The organism is Mycolicibacterium aichiense, assembly GCF_010726245.1.
GTDB classification, from domain to species: domain Bacteria; phylum Actinomycetota; class Actinomycetes; order Mycobacteriales; family Mycobacteriaceae; genus Mycobacterium; species Mycobacterium aichiense.
Genome location: NZ_AP022561.1, coordinates 4643521 through 4664151 on the forward strand (window position 1 = coordinate 4643521; position 20631 = coordinate 4664151).

Here is a 20631-nt window from a genome sequence, read left to right on the forward strand (position 1 = left end):
TCACTCGTCGCGCGCCGCTGGCGAGCCAGCCTCCTCCTACGCTGGGTGCAGTGTCACTGCGAAGCAGGCCGCAAGACGCGTGGTCGCGCATGTCGGAGACCGCCGTCTCCGCGCGCTCGACCCTGCGGCGTCGCGGTTACGCGATGTTCGTCCTCCTACCCAGGCCGTTGCAGCAGACCTGCCGGCTGATCGGCCGTACCGGCCGCGGGACACTCGACGATCGGGTCCCCGGGTTGGCGGCCGAGGCAGCGTTCTTCACGTTGATCTCGCTGCCGGCCCTGCTGTTGGCGGTCGTGGGTTCACTCGGATTCGTGGCAGCCGCGCTCGGCCCGGAAGGCCGCGGCGGCTTCCGCCAACTCGTACTCGGAATCCCCAGGTCGTTCCTGTCGGATCCCAGCTATGCCACCTATGAGCAGCTGGTGGACACCGTGCTGACCGAAACGCGCGGAGGGGTCGTTTCCGTTGCCCTGCTGCTGAGCGTCTGGACCGGTTCACGGGCGGTGAATCGCTACCTCGAGACGATCACGATCGCCTATGACCTCGAACCGCGACCCGGCTGGCGGCGGCGCCTGCTGGCTTTGGGACTCACCATCGGTCTGCTCCTGAGTGCGGGGGCAGTGTTGCCGCCCATGGTCTTCGGTCCGCGGATTGTGAAATGGGTGGCGCCGGACTCCGTCGAGGAGACCACGCTTGGCACACTTCACCTGTTCTTCTGGCCATCGGTCGTCGGGGTATTGATCGTCGGCTTGGCGACGATCTACCACGTCGGCGCCCCATGGCGGACACCCTGGCGCCGCGACTTGCCCGGCGCCTTACTCGCCATGGCGATCTGGTTGCTGGCGTCTGCCGGGCTGCGGGCATACCTCTCATTGAGCGTTCGGCACGACGCCGTCTTCAGCCAACTCGCGGTGCCCATTGCTGTTGTCCTGTGGCTCTACATCACTGCTTTCGCAGTGCTTTTGGGCGCGGAGTTCAACGCCGCGATCGAGAGGATGTGGCCGCACGAGGATCATCCGTGGCGGTTGCAGCGTCTCCGAAGAAAGCTCGAGCGCGAATCACCGGCGACAGCGGGCGCAACCCCCTGATGAATTCCTTGTGCCACAAGGTAAGTCGCAGTCGACATGGGCACGAGGTTGGGCGGGGCGTTTAGCTGACTCATCAGCGGGTAGTCGGCGTCGAATCAGCGGGCTCCCCGGCCGAGCACTCGGCTCGTGGCGGCTCATGCCAGATCAACCCGAAAGGAGCGAACACCGTGCCGATGACCAAGAAGAACGGCAAGCCGAAGAAGAGCGAACTGCCAAGCACCCTGCAGAAGTCGGGCAAGAAGGCCCAGCGCACCTTCGCCAAAGCACACGATGCGGCAGAGAAGGAATACAGTGACGCCGAGCGCGCCCACCGCGTCGCCTATAGCGCGCTGAAGAACAAGTTCGAAAAGGTCGGCGACCACTGGGAGAAGAAAGCCAAGAAGGCCAACAGCAAGACCGCTGAGGGGGTCGATGCCCATGCGACCAAGAAACACTTGACCGAGATCGCACGCAAGCTCGACATTCCGCGTCGTTCGACGATGAACAAGAGCGATCTGGTCGCTGCGATCAACAAGACCAGCCGTGGCGCAGCTGCGCACAGCCGCTAGTTGTCACAGTTGTAGCGATCAATTGCGACACACGAAGGCTTTTCGGACGCTGAGGCCCATCCGCCGCTGCGTCTCGCAGCGACGCCACAGCGCCGGTCGCTCCCTCCCCGATCGGGGGCGACCGGCGCTGAGCGGTCACACTTACTTGCCGGCCTTGGCGGACCTGCCGGACTTACCCGACGAACTCTTCTTGCCGCTGCCGGCCTTCGAATCGTGACCGGCGGTGGACGATCCGGCCTTGGTGTCGCTTGACGAGTCCGAGCTGCCGGAAGCAGCTGCCGTCACCGCAGGGGTGGCCTTGACGCTGGCCTTCGTGGAACCCGTTCCGCCAGTGGCAGATTCGGTCGCGTCGGCGGAGGCCGACGTGTCGTCAGCCGCAGCCTCCGATTCCGCCTTGGTGGCACCCCTGGCCGCCGACGCCGTGCCGGTTGTTTCCGGGGCAGCGGTCGAGAGGGTGACCGTCTTGGCGGCGGCGGGCACCTTGGCCGCACTGATGGCGGCCGTGGCCGGCGGAGTGGCTCCGATTGCTTGGGCGATGACATCGCGCAGCTGGATCAGGCTGGCGATCGGCCCGCTGGCCAGGAAACCGAAGTCGGGGCTGTACGGCGTCAGAAGGCCCGGGGCATCGATGAATCCGAGGACGGTGCCCGACCCGTTGAGGAAGCCGCCGACCAGATTCGCGGGGAGGTTCACCAGGGTGTTGAGGACGGCGCCCGGGTCGCCGGCGACCACTCCGTCGTACACGTCCTGCGTCGCTTGCACCGCGGCGTTGATCGTCGACACCAGCGGGAACGTCATCGGCAGGACCACCTGGAAGACGGTGTTGGGCAGTGTGGCGAAGGCCTTGGCGAAGTTGTTCACCGTGTTCACCAGAGGGACGGTCGAATCGGAAACGATCGTAACGAGGTTCAGCGCGAGCGGGATCACGACGGTGTTGTTGATGGTGTCGAAAGCGCCGACAATGTCACCGCTTTGGAGCTGGCCGCGAGCGGTCTCGATCGTACCGGGGACGCTTTCGAAGATCAGCTTGAGGTTCGCCGCGTCATTGGTATAGGCCGTCTGCAAGGCCTTCAGGCTCGCGAGCTGGTTCTCGACGATCTGCTTGAGGATTGGCGCCGGGCTGGCGGCGATCTGCTGGCCGAGTGCACCGAGATTTGCTGCGGACTTCTGGAAAACCTGCACCCAGTTCTCGATCGGGTTGACCGCGGCACTGAGCTCGACGCTGACCGACGAGATCGACCGCTGCAGCGCCTGGGCATCGGGCAGCGGTGGCGCTAGTGGTGAGATCGCGATGACACTCGCTCCCACCAGCGCAACACCAGCGGTGGCGTACGGGCGAACAGCAGCGTTCATGACTCTCCTTCGAAGATGTTTGGCCCCCCTCAGCGCCACAACGTAGCGCACCTTACTCGTCAGTAAGTAGAGGTTTCGGAAACTTTCTTGCGCGTCGAAAGGACCCTGGATAGCTGAGCTATCTGCCGATGCGCCCGATCAACACCGCTGTTCACGACCTTCTTGAGGATTTCATCAGGTTGCCGGGCGGTGAACCGGAGAGGATGGACAGCTATCAACACCGACCGCCTAACTTACCCTGGGGTAAGTTAGGCGGTTTGCTGAGACCGTGATCTAAGTTACCTTTCAGTACCATAACCGTTCTTATGTAAATTTCACGGCGTTTGCGCGAGCGGCGGAGGGCGGAGGGGCCTGCGCGACGGCATACCCAGCGGACCAGCGTCGGGCGCGTAAATCAGATCGCGCTCGATCGCCGCCCCCGCGTCCACTCGGAACGTGTCCGGTGGCGGGTTTGCTGGCGGATCTAAATTGTTGCGCACCCGAACCCGGCCCAGCGTTCATCGCCGAGCAGTCGGATGCCGTTCGGCGTTCACACCTGACAGTCACAGATGCTTCTCCAGGAATCGATCCACGGCGTTCCACATGTCGATCGTGTTGTTCGGATTGACGAAGCCGTGGCCCTCGTCCTCTTTCACCATGTACTCGACCTCGACGCCGCGGGCACGCAGACCCTCGACAAGTTTGTCGGATTCCGCCTGGACGACGCGAACATCGTTGGCGCCTTGGATAACCAGCAGCGGTGTCGTGATCTGGTCCAGCTTGGTGATCGGTGAGCGAGCGAGCATGTCGGCCAGTTCCTCTGGATCGTCGGGGTTGCCGACGAAAAGGTGCCAGTTGTTGGCCAGGTGCGGCCGGGCTACTTCGGGCAGGGTCCGCATGAAATTGCTCAGGTCCGAAATGCCCACGTAGTCGATCGCGGCGGCGAAGACATCCGGAGTGAACGTGACGCCGACGAGTGTTGCGTAACCGCCGTAGGATCCGCCGAGGATTGCGACCCGCTCGCGGTTGGCATATCCCTGCTCGATCGCCCACTCGACGCCGTCGATCAGGTCGTCGTGCATCTTGCCTGCGAACTCGCCGATCGCGGCTTTCTGGAAGGCCTTGCCGTAGCCGGCCGAGCCTCGAAAGTTGACCTGCAGCACGGCATATCCGCGATTGGCGAGCAGCTGAACACCGGGGTTGTACATCCACCTGTCCCGCGCCCATGGCCCGCCGTGCACAGTCAGCACCAAGGGCAGGTTCCTGGGCTCGACTCCGATCGGCAGGGTCAGGTAGGAGTGCAGTTCCAGACCGTCGCGCGAGGGGATCGTCACCGGCAGCATCGGAGCGAGCTGCTCGGGATCGAGATGTGGGAACGGACGGAACAACAGCCGACTGTCACCGGTGTCGTGGTCGTAGAAGTAGGTCGCGCCGGGATCGCGGTCGTGGGTGAAGCTGACGATCCACCTGGTCCCGCCGTTGTCGCAGGACAGCGCCCCGATGTCTCCGTCGGAGAGTTTTCCCAGCGCGCTCAGGACGTCGGCAAAGTGCGGGTCGAGAGCCTGAATGACTTGACGCTCATGGAGATACCGCACGCCGAGCAGTTCGCCGGTGGCGCGGCTCTGGATGAGCGGCTCGGGTAACCCCGGCCAGACCTGGGCGCAGGTGTCGATGTCGAACCTCGGGTGGCTGTCGACGGCGTACTGCTTGCCGTCGGCCACATCGAGCCGCACCAGACGGGTGCGGTCGGTGCCCTCATTCGAGCCCATCCAGATCCCGCCGCCGTCCGGGGTCACCACCATGGGATAGATGCCCATGGTGTAGTCCTTGCCGTCGTAGTGAGCGATGGAGCGCAGCGATCCACCGACCCACTCGAGGACTTCGAGATCGCCGCCCTGGTTCAGCTTGGTGGCGAACAGGTCGCCACGCCGGCTGGCCAACCACCCGACGACGTCGCCGGGATTCTCGGCGAGCAGTGTCAGCTCGCCCGACGCGATGTCCAATTCGTAGGCGTCCATCTGCGTCGGACTGCGCTTGTTGGAGTGGACCAGGGCCTTCCCCGGCTTCTCGGGTAGGAGCTCAAAGGCCGACATGGCGCCCGGGAACGGGGTGAGGTCTGTTGCTTGGGCCTCTGGATCGTCGAGGTCCACGCGCATGATGTGCCAGTTCTCGTCGCCGCCGGCGTCTTGCAGGTACAGCAGCCAACGCGGATCATCGGTCCAGGAGAAGTGCAGCACGCTGCGTGTCTCGTCGGCGGTCACGCGCCGCGGTTCGGCGCCGTCATTCAAACCTTGCACCCAGATGTTGAGCCGGTCGCGCCACGGTGCGAGATAGGCGACGCGAGTGCCGTCCGGAGAGATCGAGGCGGCCGCACGGACGGGCGGCTTGAAGAAGTCGTCGACGGAGATGTGCGCAGGTCTGATCATCAATCCATCGCACACTCGGACGTAGCGGCACAGTCAAGCCGCGCTGATCAACCATGATGGAACCGTGGCCTGGAGCACGCGGGAACTCGCCGAGTTGGCCGGCACCAGTCTGCGCGCGGTGCGCCACTACCACGACGTCGGCCTGCTGCCCGAGCCCACGCGGCGCAGCAACGGGTACAAGCAGTACGGCGTCGCGCATCTGGTTCGGTTGGTCCGCATCAAGCGGCTGACCGACCTCGGCTTCTCACTCCCCCAGATCGCCGCCATAGGCGAGCACGACGAATACCCAGAACAGGCACTGCGCGAACTCGACGCTGAATTGGCAGAGACGATCACGCGGTTACAGCGTGTTCGCGCAGAGCTGGCCGAGCTGCTCACGCAGTCCGCACCGACCGATCTGCCGCCCGACTTCGTGGCGCCCGACACCGCGGCGAAAATGACCGACGCGGACCGCTCGCTCGTCGTGGTCCTGAGCCGCGTGCTCGGACCCGCGGCGCGCAGGTCTATGCGGACATGATGCGGCAGACGCCTGATGATCCTGCTGCTGCCGACTTGGACAATCTGGCTGCCGATGCGTCCGAGGAGACCCGGCAAGCGCTCGCCGAACGACTGGTTCCCTACATCCGCGCCGTGCGCGAGGCGAATCCAGGTCTGGACGATTCGCGCGCCGACGCTCCGCGCGGAAAGCGGTTCGCGGACAAGGTGATCGACGACGCAATGGCCGAACTGTACAACCCCGCGCAGCTGGACGTGTTGCGGCGAGCGGGTGAGCTGCTGCGTGGGAGTTAGGGCGCGTTCGCCCGGCGTACGCCATCCTTATCGGATGGACCTTCGCAGTCTGGAGTACTTCGTCGCGGTCGCCGACGAGCTCTCGTTCACCAGAGCAGCTCAACGCTGCCACGTAACGCAGCCGACCATCAGTGGCCAGATCAATGCTCTGGAGCGCGAGCTCGGCGAACCACTGTTCGACCGCGACGCCCGCACTGTGGCACTCACCGACGGCGGCGAGATCCTGCTGCCCTACGCCCGGCAATGCCTGGCGGCCGCCGAGAACGCCAAGGCGGAATTCTCCGCGCGCGCAGGCCTGCTGCGCGGCGAGTTCCGGATCGGCACCGGCGGCGGTGTGGAGAACACCTCGATCCCGATGCTGCTGGGCGCGTTGCGCAAGGCTCACCCGGGCATCGACATACACCTCACCGAAGCGACGAGTACGCCCCTACTGGACATGGTGGTTCAGGGCCGGCTGCACGTCGCGGTGATCGCCCGACCGGACGGCACCCTGCCGGCGACGATCGCGAGCGCCCCGATGTTCTCCGGTCACCTGGTAGCGGTCTTCGACCCGGCGGTGTTCACCTTCGCCGAACCGGTGACAATCGCCGCGCTGAGCGGCCATTCGGTGATCACCTACCCCGCGTCGAGTGCGCTGCGGTCACGCCTGGACACCGCCATCGCCGAAAGCGGAGCCGACATCACGGTCAACTACGTCGCCAATGACGTTCGGCTACAGGTCTCGTTCGCCCGCCAGGGTGTCGGCGTCGCAATCTCCGCAGATTCAGATCCCGCCCTGCAGGACTGCCCCGACCTTGCGATTCGCACCCTCGCCCCGAGCGTTGGCTTCGACAAAATCCTGGTGTGGCGCAACGACATCGAGCCCGCCGCCGCCACCCAGGCCTTCTTCGGCGTCTGGAAGGAATTCAGCACCGCGGCGCGCGAATCGGCCTGACGGTCAGGACCGGACGAACTCGAGCAGGTCGGCGTTGATCGTCTCGGCGTGGGTGGTGGGCATTCCGTGCGGGAAGCCCGCATACGTCTTGAGCGTGCCGTTGGGCAGCAGCGCCGCCGACAACGGCCCCGCGTCGGCGTAGGGGACGATCTGGTCGTCGTCGCCGTGCATCACCAAGACCGGGATTCCGATCCCCTTGAGGTCTTCGGTGAAATCCGTCTGCGAGAACGCCACTACGCCGTCATAGTGGGCCTTCGCTCCGCCGGTCATGCCCTGGCGCCACCAGTTCGCGACGATCGCTTCAGAGAGTTCGACTCCGTCTCGGTTGAATCCGTAGAACGGACCGGCGGCCACCTCGCGATAGAACTCCGAACGCCGGGTCGCAACCTGCAGCTGGAAGTCGTCGAACACCGACTTCGGGAGGCCACCGGGGTTGGCGTCGGTTTGCACCATCAACGGCGGGACCGACGAGATCAAAACGGCCTTGGCGGCGCGACTTTCGCCGTGGCGGGCCAGATACCGCACCACTTCCCCGCCGCCGGTGGAGTGCCCGATGTGCACCGCGCCGTGCAGATCGAGATGGGTGACGACTGCGGCGAGGTCGTCGGCATAGTGGTCCATGTCGTGACCTTCGGAGACCTGCTCGGAGCGGCCGTGTCCGCGCCGGTCGTGAGCCACCACCCGATAACCGTGGTTGACGAAGAACATCAGCTGCGCGTCCCAGTCGTCGGAGGACAGCGGCCAGCCGTGGCTGAACACGATGGGTTGCCCTGTGCCCCAGTCCTTGTAGTAGATCTCGACGCCGTCATCGGTGGTGATCGTCGGCATGGCGCCCTTTCTAATTCTGTTGGTCGTCAGGTCTGGTCATGCTGAACATCGAATCGTGGGTGATCGCGGCGTATGCGGCGGGCCCGCCCGCGCGCAGGATGGGCGCCGCGGCAGCGGTGTCGTAGACGCCGTCGACCAAGAGCTTTTGGTCGATATGGACGCCGACGACTTGTCCGATGACGAGCCAACTCTGCGACTCTTGCCCGTCGATGCCGGTCAGCCGGATCAACTGGGTCAGCTTGCATTCGAAGTTCACCGGACTCTCGCCGACCCGAGGAGCACTGACGAGACGGCTCGGCTCGGGTGTCAAACCGCTGCAGGCGAATTCGTCCTCGGTCGCGGGCTTAGAAGCCGATGTCAGGTTCATCGCCTCGGCCAGCGGGCGGGTGGCCAGGTTCCAGACGAACTCTCCAGTTGCCTCGACGTTGGCCACGGTGTCTTTCCAGCCGATCGAGGAGAACCCGATCAACGGCGGGGTGTAGCTGAAGGCGTTGAAGAAACTGTAGGGCGCGAGGTTGGCTATGCCTTCGGCGCTGCGGGTGGAGATCCAGCCGATCGGGCGCGGCCCGACGATCGCGTTGAACGGATCGTGCGCAAGCCCGTGTCCGTCCTCGGGTCGGTAGAAGTGTGTGTCGCCGGCGGCCATCAGACAGTGACCTCGGTGAGCGCCGCGCTGATCAATGCTGCGACCTCCTGTGGGTGCGAGAGCGTCACCAGATGTGACGAGTTGATCTCCATTGTGGTCGCACCGGCACGTTGATAGCCGAACCGCTGCACGTCGGGGTTGATCGCGTGGTCATCGGCGGCGACGACGGCCCAGGACCGCTTGGATCGCCAGGCGGCCCCTGGCGCCGCCTCGACGAATGCAGCGGCGGCCAGCGGTCGCTGCGAAACCGCCAGTGTGGCAATCAGTTCGGGGTCGACGTCGGCACCGATCACCGGCCCGAAGCGCTCCGGCACAACCGTGACGTCGACGCGGGCTTCACCGGCCACCGACGCGGGCACATCGGTCTGCACCAGCGCGGCGGTCAATTCCGAATCCGGGAAGCCGCCCTGGAGTTCGGCCAGGCTCTCACCTTCGTCGAGGGCATAGCCGGCCAGATACACCAAACCGACGACGTTGTCGGCGGCGCCGGCCACCGTGATCACCGCACCGCCATAGGAATGACCGACGAGCAGGACGGGGCCGTCGAGCTGTTCGACGACAAACCGGATCTCGCGGGCATCTCCGAGCAGGCTGCGATTGGGCACTGCGGGTGCCAGCACCGAAATACCCTCGTCGAGCAACGCTTTCGTGACCGGGGCATATGTGGACGCATCAGCGAACGCGCCGTGGACCAGGACAACGGTCGGTTGGGGCACAGGTGCTCAGCTCCTCAGCGGGTCGAGAGTTCGGGTCCGGGACGCGTCAGCGCCGGAGCAGGTAGGTGTGCTGACCGTCGAGCACCAATTCACCGCGCTGATTGTGCACGGTCGCCGCGGTGGTCACGCGGCCGAGTTCACCGGCGTCGGACAACGAGATGATCTCGAGCTGCGGGTACAGCGTGTCACCGGCGTGGACTTCGCCGAGGAAGCGACAGGACACACTCTCGAAGCTGACGAACACCTCGCCGATGATGTGGGGAAAGGGGGTGGCGCCGGGGGCGGTGAACGCCAACACCTGAAGGCCGTGCACCACCGGGGCGACATGGCCGTGCGCCCGGGCCCACTCGACGTCGTAGTGCACGGGATGGTTGTCCGCCGAGACCGCCTGAAACACCGAGGCGTGCGCGTCGGTGACAGTACGGCTGGGTGCGCGAAATATCTCGCCGACCTCGAGCTGGCCGTACGTTCTTGGTGTGACCAGCGTGAAGTTGTCGACAGAGAACCCGGACTGCGGCACGCAGCGTCTCCTTCGGACGGGCCGGTCGACGCTGACCTGCTGACGATGATGCGATCCACGCTGCCGAAATCAGCGGGCGATGTCCAAGAGGGAACGCTGCGACCAGCCATAGGCAGGGCCGATGGGTCGCCGCGGGCGGCAGGTGCCCCCAGTCGGACTCGAACCGACACTGTGCGGATTTTAAGATCGCAATACTAACGTTTCGCCGGCTCGCAGCCAGTCTCGGATTCTTACGGTTATTGCTCGTTCATCTCGTTAAGACATTGCACGGCAAAGGCTTTGGTTGGCGAACGATTGCGGTCCTCCTGAGTCGCTTGCGGGCTTCATGCGGACTGGCTGCGGACTGAGATCGGACTTCGCAGGGCCCATGCACCGCCCGTTCGCCGTCGGTGACTTCAAACTATGTTGGTCTTCCTGCGGGATTCTCGCGAGCATTCACTGGTTGAGACGGAACTACTCAGCAACAGGACGCTCCGGCCGCTCTAAGTCGCTACTGCGGATGTCGCCGGGGGCCAGTCGCTCGCCACGGCAAGAAGCCGACTGGGCAAGGCGACGTGGGTTAGCGCCTTCTACCGCGCAAATATGAGCCGCGGCTTGTTTCCATGCGTATGATCCGATGCGGGTCCCAAGAGGGGCTAGGCCTGGCGTCGGTAGCGAGTAGGGGAACGGGTTGATCACCGCCTACTCACTCGAGGCTTCGACACGTTCGGAGCAGTGAAAGCATAATTTCGTATGACGCGAAGCCGGTTAGGGGTCGGGCGGTCCGCCTGGCCCCTAATTTCTTTGTAGGAGAACACGATGTGGTGGAAACTGCAAGAGAAACTTGAGCTGGCGTCCAACCGACTGATCAAGGAGCACGAAGAGTACGCCAAGTGGGTTATCGACGAAAACGCTCGCAGATCGCGACGCTGCACTGAGACGCCCGAATTGCTGAGTGTTCAGCGGCCCCCGACCTGGCAAAAAACACCTGGCTTCAACCCCTATTTAGTACGCGCCCGCGCCTCGTCCATTGCGCACGCCATGACCGCTCGCCTCAAAGGCGGCTACTACGTTCCGCACGCGCCCGCACAGTTTCAGGTAGATAAGGCTGGCGGCGGTAAGCGAACCATCACGACGTTCGAGATAGCGGACGAAGTAATTTCGAACCGGCTCCTCCGATCACTGTCCCGCAAGAACTTGTCAAAGATGAGTTCGCGATCCTACGCATACCGACCGGGCCTATCTCCACATGATGCTTTGTCCTACGCAAGGTACGAACTCAAGACCAAGCATCGACTTTTCGTTGCAGAATACGACTTCACCAAATTCTTTGACAGAATAGATCACGACTATCTCTTCAAGGCCATGCAGCGTTTGGATATAATAATGACCCCCCTTGAGGAGAGTCTCATCCGTTCGTTTCTAAGTATCCGCCCAGTGGAAATCGAATCCACAGGCGGGGATGAAATAAAATCAGGCGCAGTAGGACTGGCCCAGGGAACGTCGATAAGCCTCTTCCTAGCGAATATCGCCGCGACCGAGATGGACCGCGAACTTGAGCGACTAGGTGTTGGCTTTGTGCGCTATGCGGACGATACGTTGATATGGAGTTCTGATTACGGACGAATCTGTAGTGCGGCCGAGCTTCTGCATGAGGCGGCCGAGCAGATAGGCTCCCCAATCAACGTCAAGAAGAGCGAAGGCATCCGCCTCCTGGTGCGGAATGCCGGAGCCAAGACGGAACTCAACAAGGCCACATCGATCAACTATTTGGGACATTCTTTAACACTGCGCGATATGCGTATTGGAGAAAACGCCGTTGAACGAATTAAACAAAAGATAAGCGGATTCATCTACAATAACCTCATTCGTGAACCACTTCGCCATCAGCAGTCGCCGAGTCAACTAACAGTTAATGATCGGGACTACGTCACATGCCTATTGCAGATTCGTAGATATATATATGGCCCACTCAGCGAGAAGGAAATCCGCCGATACTTAGATGGGACGGTTCCATTCATGCGCTTTGAAGGCGTAATGGCGTTCTATCCACTAGTGAATGATAACGCACAGTTGCGCGCCCTCGATGGATGGTTATCTAACCAAGTCTGGCTCGCCACTCGCCGGCGACGTAATCTCCTAACCGAACAAGGCTTACCTACCCCGAGGCCACTCGGGTTATCGAAGCAAGAACTTGTCGGCTTCAAGACGACCTCTTCAACCAGCGGCCGTGATGTCGACCTACGAATTCCGAGCTTCCTCCGCATCTCAAAGGTTCTTCGTGAGGCAACAGAGACCTACGGATTCAGCGTTGTGCCCGGGGGCGCCACGCTGTACGCATACGACTAGCGAGACCTGCTCATATTAGTGCCCCCAATGAGACTCGAACCGGGCCGACCGGACGACTTGGGGCCCAACTCATGCAATGGCATGCGCATCTGCACCTGTGGCCTGACACATTCGCTCAAAATGCTCTGGGTCTGCGAATTTGAAAAACTTCATACATCGGCGAATCTGACCATGTACTACGCGCCCATCGAGCACGTCGATGCTTTCATGCCCCTCCCCATGCGAGAATCGGTTACAGAAGTCGTAGACGTCGCGATACGGATTTTCGGTAGCAACGTCCATTAATGACGCTAGGCGCTGATCGAAGTTGCCGAGGTGCGGTGCCTTATAGCTGGTAAAGACTTCCAATACGCGACGGGCCGCATTCGGCAAGAGAAACAGACGGTCGTGACTAGGTCCGTTGGCCACACCGTCCATCACTTGCCTGAACAGGTAGGCATACTCCGTGGTCTGTTGCAGCAGCATCGCAGGTAGTGGTGCGATCCTGGTGCGGCGAACACCTTGGTCCAATGAAGCGTACATCTCAAGAAAGGTGGCCTTGGGAAACCGCGCCTCGTCGGCGTTCTGCTCTTTGAGGATCTTCCTCCGCGAGTCGCTCCATGCGTTCTTCTGCGATTTAAGGAAGAGTCCAAGAAGCCCGAAATCATGGGTGAGAACAACGAACTGCCCGAACCCCCTAAGCGAGTCGACAAGCCACTGATGCGTTGCGAATAACGCTTCGCGGTCAAGCGAACTCGACGGATCATCAATAACGACGAGGCGTGCAGCTTTGTCGCCACTTACGGTCTCGTCTTCCAGTTTGCGAAGGAAATAGAGCAGCGACAATGTGGTGCGCTCGCCGTCGCTTAGGTGGGTGGCCGGGGCACCCCCGCGGAGGCATGCGTACGATTTTCCGTCGTCCGTGACGCCAACACTGAGGTGGTCTTTGCCATACACGCGGGCTGAGTCCTTGGTAAGCGTCTCGGCCATCTGGCTGTTTGAGAATTGCTGTTGACGGATCGCTGCGAGTGTCCTTGAAGCAAGATCAGCAGCATCATTTGCGGCCTTCGCATCTGCTTGCGCACCCTGCGCAGCCGATTCTGCGTTGCGAAAGGCTTCACTCCGCGAGCCAAGAATATGGTTCAAGACCGTCTCGTAGCGAGCTTCAACGACGACATTGTGTTGATCAGCCTGCTCATTGTGCTCGGCAACAGCCTGCTGCAAAGGAGCACACAATAGATCGGTAGCAAGTATGTTCACATCCGGTACCCCTGGCGTGACGCTTGGGTCATCGGCCTTAAGTTGGAGTGCTTTCCTCACCTCTTCCAGCGCCGCGAGCCGCGCCGCCACCTCCGCCGCGACCACCTTCACATGGACGCCGTACCCGTCGCGGACCTCACTACACAGTTCCTTCGGGTCTGGCATGTTAGCGAGCCAGCCCTCGAAAGCCACCTTTGTTGCATTGACCTGTTGGAGCAACGAAAGCGCACGCTCACGGATCTGAAACCAGCTTTGGTCGAAGTGCTTGGCTAGCTTCGCACGACGCTCGTTCGTAAGCGGTCCCGCGCAGAAGAGGCACTCGTCCAGATGCTCGTGAAGCGGCATGCCTTGTTCAACCCATGCCTGCCGAACTTGGTCAGCGGCAAGCGTTTCGAGGGCGACGCGAGTTGGTGTTTCAGCGAGCAAGGCACCAAGGACCTCAAGATCGACCACCCGTCCGGTAGGTGGGTCCGGAATTGCTCTCACACGGTCGGCAGCGCCTTCCCCGAGTCGCTTAAGAGCCTCAGCGTGTTGGCTCTCATCAGGGAACTCCCCGTTGTAGTCGCGAAGCTTCCCCTCAACGACGGGCATTGAGTAGCGATTCTTGGAGAAGCGCTGGTAGTCGAATTCACGCAGTTGATCGGCCACGGCGTTCTGAGCGGCGGTGGCAAGCTTCCGCGCCCTCGAAGTGTGATCCTGCCGCTTCTTGTCCGCCTCTTGGGCCTTAGCGCGATGGTCTTCGATCTGCCGTGATAACTCCTTCTCCCGCTCCTTCGCTTCGATCGCCTCTTCGCCGAGCGTCACGATGGGGGAAGCAGTTGCTCCGTCGAGGAACTGCGACAGGTTGCGTTGTACCCACGCCTTCGTGAACACCGCGACAGCAGGCGACGGTCCGCCGTGCCCTGCACGCACGGTGTGCTGCTGTCCATTCTCGTCTTCCCACAGAACCTCGGTGGAACTGCCATCGGAAGCGATCTCGAAGAGCAGCGACGCGAACGAGGATTTTCCGCTTCCGTTGTGGCCGTAGATAACCGAGCGCTTACCCAACGGCAGGTCAGCCGGCCAGAATCCTCTGCTCAACGAGCGATACGAACCGGTAGGTTCTAAACGACGAAGCATGGAGCGACTTTAGCGAGGCCAGGCGACAGGTTCGGCCCAAATTCGGCCCGCGCGGCGCAACTGGCGTAAGCCGCTGCTCTAGATCGACTTGTTTCAAATCTAATATTGGTGGGTGCTCAAAAGTCGGAGCAGTTGTATCCGAGCGATTGCTCGCACGATCCGCAGCACCAAGGAGTAGGGCGACCGCGACGCCGGGTCGGTCGGCGGCGCGCCCGGCAAGACCGTCGAAGTCCAACGTCGCTGATCAAGCTGTGTTCGTATGCAGGAGGCTGGCGAGGGGATACGCCTCTTCGACAACGGCAGTAGCCATGTCGACTGCCGTCTGCGCCTGCTCGTCTGTCAATGCGTGACCGCGGTGAGTTGCGTAATTCCGCGGCTTAATAAGGTCTTCATCTAGTCGGTGGGATAGCAGCCCCTTGCGCAGGTCCCTCAGCAATCGTGCGCGTCCCTCGAGCGCTCGATACCTCGCGTCTAGTGCTTTCTTCACTATATCGGTGGTGTTGGCCGTAGCGAGGTAGTTGTCGATGAGCTTAGTCATTGCAAGCTCTGCTGCAGTCGCAGCGTCAATTACCGCCCTCCGCGTCTGACCTGTGTTCAACAGTGAACGCGCATCACGAATCAACATCCATTCCGTCGGGGGTGCACCTCCGTCGCCGGTAGCGGCTATGCACGCCTGGAGATTCTGTAGCTCCAAGGGGGTTGGCTGTACACGATTTTCAGTCGCGTACCCATAACTTTCTTCGCTCATGCGCTGCCCGTCCGCATCCGTTGTCCACGCCTCAACGTTCCAGCTTTTGTAGAAGAAGGCCGCCGAGATCCCTGAATTGCCGCCGCCGATCTGTACGAAGTCTTGCGATGTCAAAATGCTTACCCAAGAAGTGAAGCGCGCCCACCAATCCTCAAGCTCCATCACGAATTTATCGGCGGCAGCTTCGAATTCCTCGTCGGTGGACGCCGTCAGCGATGTGTAGAACCGGCAGCGCAAGACGCGGAACTGGACCTCGTCTAACTCATCATCGTCCACCGGTAGACCGGCCAGTGAAAGCAGCGCCCGCACTTTCAGCGTGCCGAGGTCCGGAAGCACGAGCCCCCAGGCGTCCTGGTCCTGATCCTCATCCTCGTCGATTGGGCCATAGGTCCATCGAGGCGAACGCAGCGTCGGATGCGGGCGACGCGTGTCAAGCTGCGGCAAGCTGATAATGATGTCGTGGTTCGCGGTCCGCGACTTGAACTCTCCGCTCAAGCAATCCGGCGTCACGATGAGCCCCTGACCCCCACACTCAAAATGTCCCTCCAGCGGCCACTCTCTCGCTACGCGGTCGCCTGAAGAATCATCGTCGGCCATCCGTGCATCATTCCAGCGGAGAATTGGGCGCACCATCGAATGAGTCTGTTCAGTGCCGGTCACGCAACCGCTCCGTTCCCCACTTGGGCACGATCACCACGTCTAGCAAGCTCCGGTAACCGGCAGCCGTCTTAGGTGCCCGGTTAGCAGCCTTAGCCGCAAACCAAGTCTCAGCCACGGTCCCGAAGGTCACAGCGGAGGTGCGGATCGGCATATGTGCCGGTAATCAGCGCCGTCGTGATCCCATCAATGTGGCGCTTCGCATCGGCGCGCCGGTCAAACGCCGTTCTGCGCTCCTGGCCGTCGTGGTCCACCCACCGAGCTAGCCAACGCTTGCCCTGGCCGTGACGCACGGTACATACCAGCGCGCCACTCTTGCCGTGCTTCGGGTCGGTACACCAGACCGGGCCAGGCATGTTGGCAGCGGGCCAGTTGACCTGTTCGCCGCGCCGCGCTGGCCGGTGCCAACGGTCCTCCTCGCCTGCCCGGTCGTTTCGCTTGGTCGGTGCGCTCATGGTCCGCAGCATGGAAGATCGCTGCGGACTGTACGCGGACTGACGCGCCGTGCGGACTGGCCGCTTCGGCATATTTCCTGTTAAACCGTGCCCCCAGTGAGACTCGAACTCACACTGTGCGGATTTTAAGTCCGCTGCCTCTGCCAATTGGGCTATGGGGGCGCGCGCCGGGCGATCGGCGCGCCCATGACGTTAGCGCGTGCGACCTCGGGCTCCGATGACCACGGGGCCGGCGAAACCTGCGTCGCACCCCAGGTCACCGCCGAGAACGCCGCGGATCACAGGGAGTGCCGACTGAAGTCATTGGTAACTCACAGCTTTCACCCAGTTCAGAGCCGTAATTCACAGCGAGCTGCGCTACGGTGAAGGGGCGACAGAGCCTGGCTCTTCTCGCGGAAAGGCCCGGCGGCCCCCCCGACAGCCGGGCTTTTTCCGTTTCACGACCATGTTCGCCTCCGGACGGCACGACACCCCGGGGGAAGGGCTCCCGGGGTGTCGTGAGCTTGGCGATCAGGCCGCGACTGCCTCCTTTTGTGACGCCGGCGGGTGATCGTTGTCGAGCATGGTGACCTCGTCGAACGGATCGCTGCCGGACAGCACGCGGTCGACCTTGGCCGTGTCCACCGTCTTGGTCCACGAACCCACCAGCAGAGTGGCCACCGCGTTGCCGGAGAAGTTGGTCACCGCGCGGGCCTCGGACATGAATCGGTCGATCCCGACGATCAGGCCGACCCCGTCGAGCATCTCCGGCCGATGGGCCTGCAGGCCGCCGGCCAGCGTCGCCAGCCCGGCCCCGCTCACCCCGGCCGCACCCTTGGACGCCACGATCATGAACACCAGCAGACCGATCTGCTCCCCCACCGACAGCGGGTCGCCGAGCGCATCGGCGATGAACAACGACGCCATCGTCAGGTAGATCGCGGTGCCATCCAGGTTGAACGAATATCCGGTCGGCACAACCACACCCACGGTGCTCTGCTGCACACCAAGGTGCTCCATCTTCGCGATCAGCCGCGGCAGCGCCGACTCCGAGGACGACGTGGCGAAGATCAGCAGGTACTCCCGCGCCAGGTAGCGGACCAGTTTGAAGATCGACACCCCGGCCACCATCCGCAGCAGCGCGCCGAGCACACCGAACACGAACACCACGCACGTCAGGTAGAAGCCCAGCATCAGCACCAGCAGGTTGGTCACCGCGCTCCACCCGGTCTGGCCCACCACATTGGCCATCGCACCGAACGCGCCAATCGGGGCCAGCCACAACACCATTGCCAGGATCTTGAACACCAGCCGCTGCAGATGCTCCACCCCACGCAGGATCGGCTCACCCTTGGTGCCCATCGCCTGGATCGCGAACCCGACCAGCAGCGCCACGAAAAGTCCTTGCAGCACATTGCCGTCCGTCAGTGCGGAGAACAGCGACGTCGGAATGATGTGCTGGATGAACTCGATCAAACCGCCCGACTCGTGCGCCTGCTCGGCCAGTTGCGCTCCCTTGCCGGCCGTCGACTCCGAGAGCTTGAGGCTGCTGCCGGGATGCAGCAGGTTGCCGACCAACAGGCCGATGCCCAGCGCGATCGTCGACATCACCAGGAAGTAGCCGAACGCCAACCCGCCGACCTTGCCGACGGTGGCGGCTTTGCGTACCGATCCGATACCCAGCACGATCGTGCAGAAGATCACCGGGACGATCATCATCTTGATCAGGGCGACGAACATCGTGCCCAGAACGCCGACGTCCTTGCCGATGCCGGGGGCCATCAGACCGACGGCGACGCCGCCGACCACCGCGAGGATGACAGCGATGTACAGCCAGTGGGTGCGATCCCGGCGCTTGGGCGCGGGGGGTTTCTCATCGCCGCCTGGACGATCCACAACCGTGGTCATGAGCGGTTTCCTTCCGGTGTGACGGCAATAGGTCTGAAAGGATGGTTTACCCTCACGTGACGCAGGTCACGCTTTAGTTCATTACGTTCATCGCGGAGGTGGGCAGTGGCCGTACTGCCGCGCTCCCTGGCGGGCCAGGCCTTCGCGCTGCAGGCCGCGGTAATCCTGCTGGTGGTGATGGCAGGCAGCGCATTGGCCCTCTTCGATGCGAAACGCCACGGCGACGAAGCCGCCCGTCAGCAGGTCACCGCGATCGCCGTCGCCCTGGCTGACGCGCCGTCCACGGCGGAAGCGATCGAAAGCAGCAACGCTGCACGGGTTCTGCAGCCGGTCACCGAGGCGGTCCGCAAGAGCACCGGCATCGCCTTCATCACGATCATGGCGCCCGACCGCACCCGGTTCACCCACACCAACCCCGAGCAGATCGGCCAGAAGTACATCGGGACCATCGAGCCGGCGTTGCGCGGCGACGTCTTCACCGAGGTCTACACCGGCACCCTCGGTCCGTCGGTGCGCACCATCGCGCCGGTGCGCAGTGACAGCGGACAGGTCATCGGGCTTGTCGCCGCCGGCATCACGCTCGAAAGCCTCTCCGCGCGCTGGCGTTCGCAATGGCTGATGATCGTCGGCGTTGCGGCCGGGGCACTGGCCCTGTCCTTCGTCGGCATCTGGGCGATCCGACGGCGCGTCCTGCACCAGACCCACGGCCTGGCGCCCGACGAGCTGCGCGTGATGTACGACCACCACGACGCCATCCTGCACTCGGTCTCCGAAGGGCTGATCGTGTTGGACCGCAGCGGCGTCGCACTGGCCAACGACGAAGCCCGACGCCTGCTGGCCCTGCCTGCCGGCCCGATAACCCGGGCCGATCTGCCAGAGTTCCTGCGCGGCAACGACCCCGGTGTGCGTGACGAGGTCCGGCTCACCGATGACCGGGTACTGGTGGTCAACCGCTCCGCGGTCAGCGCGTCGGACAGCGAAGTCGTCACCATTCGTGACCGCACCGAATTACAAGGCGCGCTGGGCGAATTGAGTTCACTGCAGGGCTTTACCGACTCGCTGCGCGCACAGGCTCACGAGTCGGCCAACAAACTGCACACCGTCGTCACGCTGGTGGAGATGGGCCGTCCCGAGGAGGCCGTCAAGTTCGCCACCCAGGAACTGGCGCTGTCCCAGCAGCTCGTCGACCGGGTCTCCGACGCCGTCGGCGAACCCGCCCTGGTGGCGCTGCTGCTCGGCAAGACCGCCGAGGCCGACGAGCGCGGCATCGAGTTGACCATCACCGAAGAGACCCACCTGCCGGCCGAGGCATTGCTGAGCCCGCAGGAGATGGTCACTGTGCTGGGCAATCTGATCGACAACGCGATGGACGCGTGCGACCGCGACGACCCGTGGGTGGAGGTGACCGTCAACCAGAGTGACGAGCAGCTGCAGATCCAGGTCGCCGACAGCGGCCCCGGCATGGACCCCGACACCTTCGCACGCGCCAGGCAGCGCGGCTATTCGACCAAGTCCGGCGGCGACCAAGGACACCAGGGCCTCGGGCTCGCGCTGGTCGCCCAGATCGTCAACCGGCACGGCGGCAGCTTGAGCGCCGACGTCACCTACGGCTCGGTGGTGACGGTGACGATCCGATGATCACCGTGCTGATCGTCGAGGACGAACCGCTGATCGCCGAAGCGCACAACGCGTATCTGTCTCGGCTGCAAGGCTTTACCGTCGCGGGCATAGCCAACACCGCACGCGACGCGATGCGCATCGCCGCCGAAGCCGAATCACCCGTCGACCTGGTGTTGCTCGACCTCGGCCTGCCCGACGCCAGCGGGATCGCCCTGGCCTCGGCGCTGTCCGGGCTGCGGCCCGCCCCCGACATCATCGCGATCACCTCCGAACGCGATCTGGAGATGGTGCGCGCCGCCGTCGCCCACGGTGCACTGGCCTACCTGCTGAAGCCCTTCACGTTCGCCGCGTTCCGCGACCGCCTCGAGCGCTACCGCCGCTACCGCGAGGCGTTGCCGGCGGGCACCGAGGCGGCCAGCCAGGCCGAGGTGGACCGTGCGCTGGCCGAGCTCCGCAGCACCGATAAGTCGGTGGCCCCCAAGGGCGCCGCACCCGGGACCACCGACGAGATCGCCCGCGCCGTGCGTGATCGCGCCGACGGGCTGACCGCCGACGAGGCCGCGAAACTGGTCGGCGTCTCCCGGGTGACGGCCTGGCGCTACCTGGAACGGCTGGCCGACGACGGCACCGTCACCCGCCTCACCGAATACGGCAAGACGGGTCGGCCGAGTACGCGCTACCAGTGGCGTTGAGTGGTCGAGGGCGAGGCGATAGCCGTTTTTCCACAACGTGATATCGCCGGTGATATCGCGTT

The 20631-nt window shown here is 63.2% G+C and carries 16 protein-coding genes, 1 tRNA gene and 1 pseudogene; 7 read left to right on the top strand and 11 right to left on the bottom strand.

Translation table 11 applies throughout. The features are described from left to right. Positions 1-89: 89 nt before the first annotated feature. Positions 90-1085: a YihY/virulence factor BrkB family protein gene (locus G6N32_RS22410; RefSeq protein ID WP_115321929.1), complete on the top strand. Its 996-nt coding sequence runs from the start codon at positions 90-92 to the stop codon at positions 1083-1085. Between the two features lie 167 nt (positions 1086-1252). Then, positions 1253-1633 (top strand): ChaB family protein, encoded by a 381-nt coding sequence (locus G6N32_RS22415; RefSeq protein ID WP_115321930.1) that lies wholly within the window; start codon positions 1253-1255, stop codon positions 1631-1633. 141 nt (positions 1634-1774) lie between these two features. On the opposite strand, the gene G6N32_RS22420 is transcribed toward G6N32_RS22415, so the two are convergent. Beyond that, on the bottom strand, positions 1775-2986 hold the full coding sequence (locus G6N32_RS22420; RefSeq protein ID WP_115321931.1) for a hypothetical protein: 1212 nt from the start codon (positions 2984-2986) through the stop codon (positions 1775-1777). A 542-nt stretch (positions 2987-3528) separates the two neighbouring features. Then, positions 3529-5391, bottom strand: coding sequence for a S9 family peptidase (locus tag G6N32_RS22425; protein ID WP_115322088.1), 1863 nt, complete (start codon positions 5389-5391; stop codon positions 3529-3531). 64 nt (positions 5392-5455) lie between these two features. On the opposite strand from G6N32_RS22425, the pseudogene G6N32_RS22430 reads away from it, so the two are divergent. Then, positions 5456-6180: pseudogene (locus G6N32_RS22430) on the top strand (helix-turn-helix domain-containing protein). A gap of 34 nt (positions 6181-6214) precedes the next feature. Continuing rightward, a complete protein-coding gene (locus G6N32_RS22435; protein WP_115321932.1) occupies positions 6215-7114 on the top strand; it encodes a LysR family transcriptional regulator in 900 nt (299 codons plus the stop codon). A gap of 3 nt (positions 7115-7117) precedes the next feature. Here the strand turns inward: G6N32_RS22435 and G6N32_RS22440 are convergent, their stop codons facing one another. From G6N32_RS22440 to G6N32_RS22455, 4 genes are read right to left on the bottom strand one after another with little or no spacing between them, the layout of a single operon-like run. Next, complete coding sequence (locus G6N32_RS22440; RefSeq protein ID WP_115321933.1) at positions 7118-7942, bottom strand: alpha/beta fold hydrolase; 825 nt, start codon at positions 7940-7942, stop codon at positions 7118-7120. A gap of 10 nt (positions 7943-7952) precedes the next feature. After that, the gene (locus G6N32_RS22445; protein WP_115321934.1) at positions 7953-8588 is read right to left on the bottom strand and encodes a flavin reductase family protein; all 636 of its coding nucleotides are present in this window, start codon (positions 8586-8588) and stop codon (positions 7953-7955) included. After that, positions 8588-9304, bottom strand: a complete 717-nt coding sequence (locus G6N32_RS22450) for an alpha/beta fold hydrolase (protein WP_115321935.1) — start codon at positions 9302-9304, stop codon at positions 8588-8590. The genes G6N32_RS22445 and G6N32_RS22450 overlap by 1 nt, the downstream gene beginning before the upstream one ends. 46 nt (positions 9305-9350) lie before the next feature. Further along, positions 9351-9824 carry a MaoC family dehydratase gene (locus G6N32_RS22455; protein ID WP_115321936.1) on the bottom strand — a complete coding sequence of 158 codons (474 nt, stop codon included), beginning with the start codon at positions 9822-9824 and terminating at the stop codon, positions 9351-9353. Between the two features lie 798 nt (positions 9825-10622). Between G6N32_RS22455 and G6N32_RS22460 the strand changes: the two genes are divergently transcribed. Beyond that, positions 10623-12152, top strand: coding sequence for a reverse transcriptase/maturase family protein (locus tag G6N32_RS22460; RefSeq protein WP_115321937.1), 1530 nt, complete (start codon positions 10623-10625; stop codon positions 12150-12152). A gap of 69 nt (positions 12153-12221) precedes the next feature. On the opposite strand, the gene G6N32_RS22465 is transcribed toward G6N32_RS22460, so the two are convergent. The 5 genes from G6N32_RS22465 to G6N32_RS22485 all read right to left on the bottom strand — a co-directional run bounded on the left by G6N32_RS22465 (position 12222) and on the right by G6N32_RS22485 (position 18257). Further along, complete coding sequence (locus G6N32_RS22465) at positions 12222-14471, bottom strand: AAA family ATPase (RefSeq protein ID WP_232077257.1); 2250 nt, start codon at positions 14469-14471, stop codon at positions 12222-12224. Positions 14472-14754: 283 nt separating this feature from the next. Next, a complete protein-coding gene (locus G6N32_RS22470; protein ID WP_147292076.1) occupies positions 14755-15918 on the bottom strand; it encodes a hypothetical protein in 1164 nt (387 codons plus the stop codon). Between the two features lie 107 nt (positions 15919-16025). After that, positions 16026-16370 carry a hypothetical protein gene (locus G6N32_RS22475; RefSeq protein WP_232077258.1) on the bottom strand — a complete coding sequence of 115 codons (345 nt, stop codon included), beginning with the start codon at positions 16368-16370 and terminating at the stop codon, positions 16026-16028. 88 nt (positions 16371-16458) lie between these two features. Next, positions 16459-16532, bottom strand: a tRNA-Leu gene (locus G6N32_RS22480). A gap of 348 nt (positions 16533-16880) precedes the next feature. Next, the gene (locus G6N32_RS22485; protein WP_115321940.1) at positions 16881-18257 is read right to left on the bottom strand and encodes a cation:dicarboxylate symporter family transporter; all 1377 of its coding nucleotides are present in this window, start codon (positions 18255-18257) and stop codon (positions 16881-16883) included. Between the two features lie 105 nt (positions 18258-18362). Here G6N32_RS22485 and G6N32_RS22490 point away from each other — a divergent pair, with 105 nt between their 5' ends. Both G6N32_RS22490 and G6N32_RS22495 read left to right on the top strand, forming a co-directional pair. Further along, complete coding sequence (locus tag G6N32_RS22490; protein ID WP_232077259.1) at positions 18363-19895, top strand: sensor histidine kinase; 1533 nt, start codon at positions 18363-18365, stop codon at positions 19893-19895. Then, a complete protein-coding gene (locus G6N32_RS22495; protein WP_115321941.1) occupies positions 19892-20569 on the top strand; it encodes a response regulator in 678 nt (225 codons plus the stop codon). Before G6N32_RS22490 ends, G6N32_RS22495 begins: the two co-directional genes overlap by 4 nt. The last annotated feature ends 62 nt before the right edge of the window (positions 20570-20631 follow it).

What these genes read in the sequence shown, in the direction of transcription:
- G6N32_RS22475 (WP_232077258.1), bottom strand. Translation starts at nt 16,370, where the DNA reads ATGAGCGCACCGACCAAGCGAAACGACCGGGCAGGCGAGGAGGACCGT.
- G6N32_RS22440 (WP_115321933.1), bottom strand. Translation starts at nt 7,942, where the DNA reads ATGCCGACGATCACCACCGATGACGGCGTCGAGATCTACTACAAGGAC.
- G6N32_RS22445 (WP_115321934.1), bottom strand. Translation starts at nt 8,588, where the DNA reads ATGGCCGCCGGCGACACACACTTCTACCGACCCGAGGACGGACACGGG.
- G6N32_RS22425 (WP_115322088.1), bottom strand. Translation starts at nt 5,391, where the DNA reads ATGATCAGACCTGCGCACATCTCCGTCGACGACTTCTTCAAGCCGCCC.
- G6N32_RS22420 (WP_115321931.1), bottom strand. Translation starts at nt 2,986, where the DNA reads ATGAACGCTGCTGTTCGCCCGTACGCCACCGCTGGTGTTGCGCTGGTG.
- G6N32_RS22435 (WP_115321932.1), top strand. Translation starts at nt 6,215, where the DNA reads ATGGACCTTCGCAGTCTGGAGTACTTCGTCGCGGTCGCCGACGAGCTC.
- G6N32_RS22485 (WP_115321940.1), bottom strand. Translation starts at nt 18,257, where the DNA reads ATGACCACGGTTGTGGATCGTCCAGGCGGCGATGAGAAACCCCCCGCG.
- G6N32_RS22495 (WP_115321941.1), top strand. Translation starts at nt 19,892, where the DNA reads ATGATCACCGTGCTGATCGTCGAGGACGAACCGCTGATCGCCGAAGCG.
- G6N32_RS22410 (WP_115321929.1), top strand. Translation starts at nt 90, where the DNA reads ATGTCGGAGACCGCCGTCTCCGCGCGCTCGACCCTGCGGCGTCGCGGT.
- G6N32_RS22460 (WP_115321937.1), top strand. Translation starts at nt 10,623, where the DNA reads ATGTGGTGGAAACTGCAAGAGAAACTTGAGCTGGCGTCCAACCGACTG.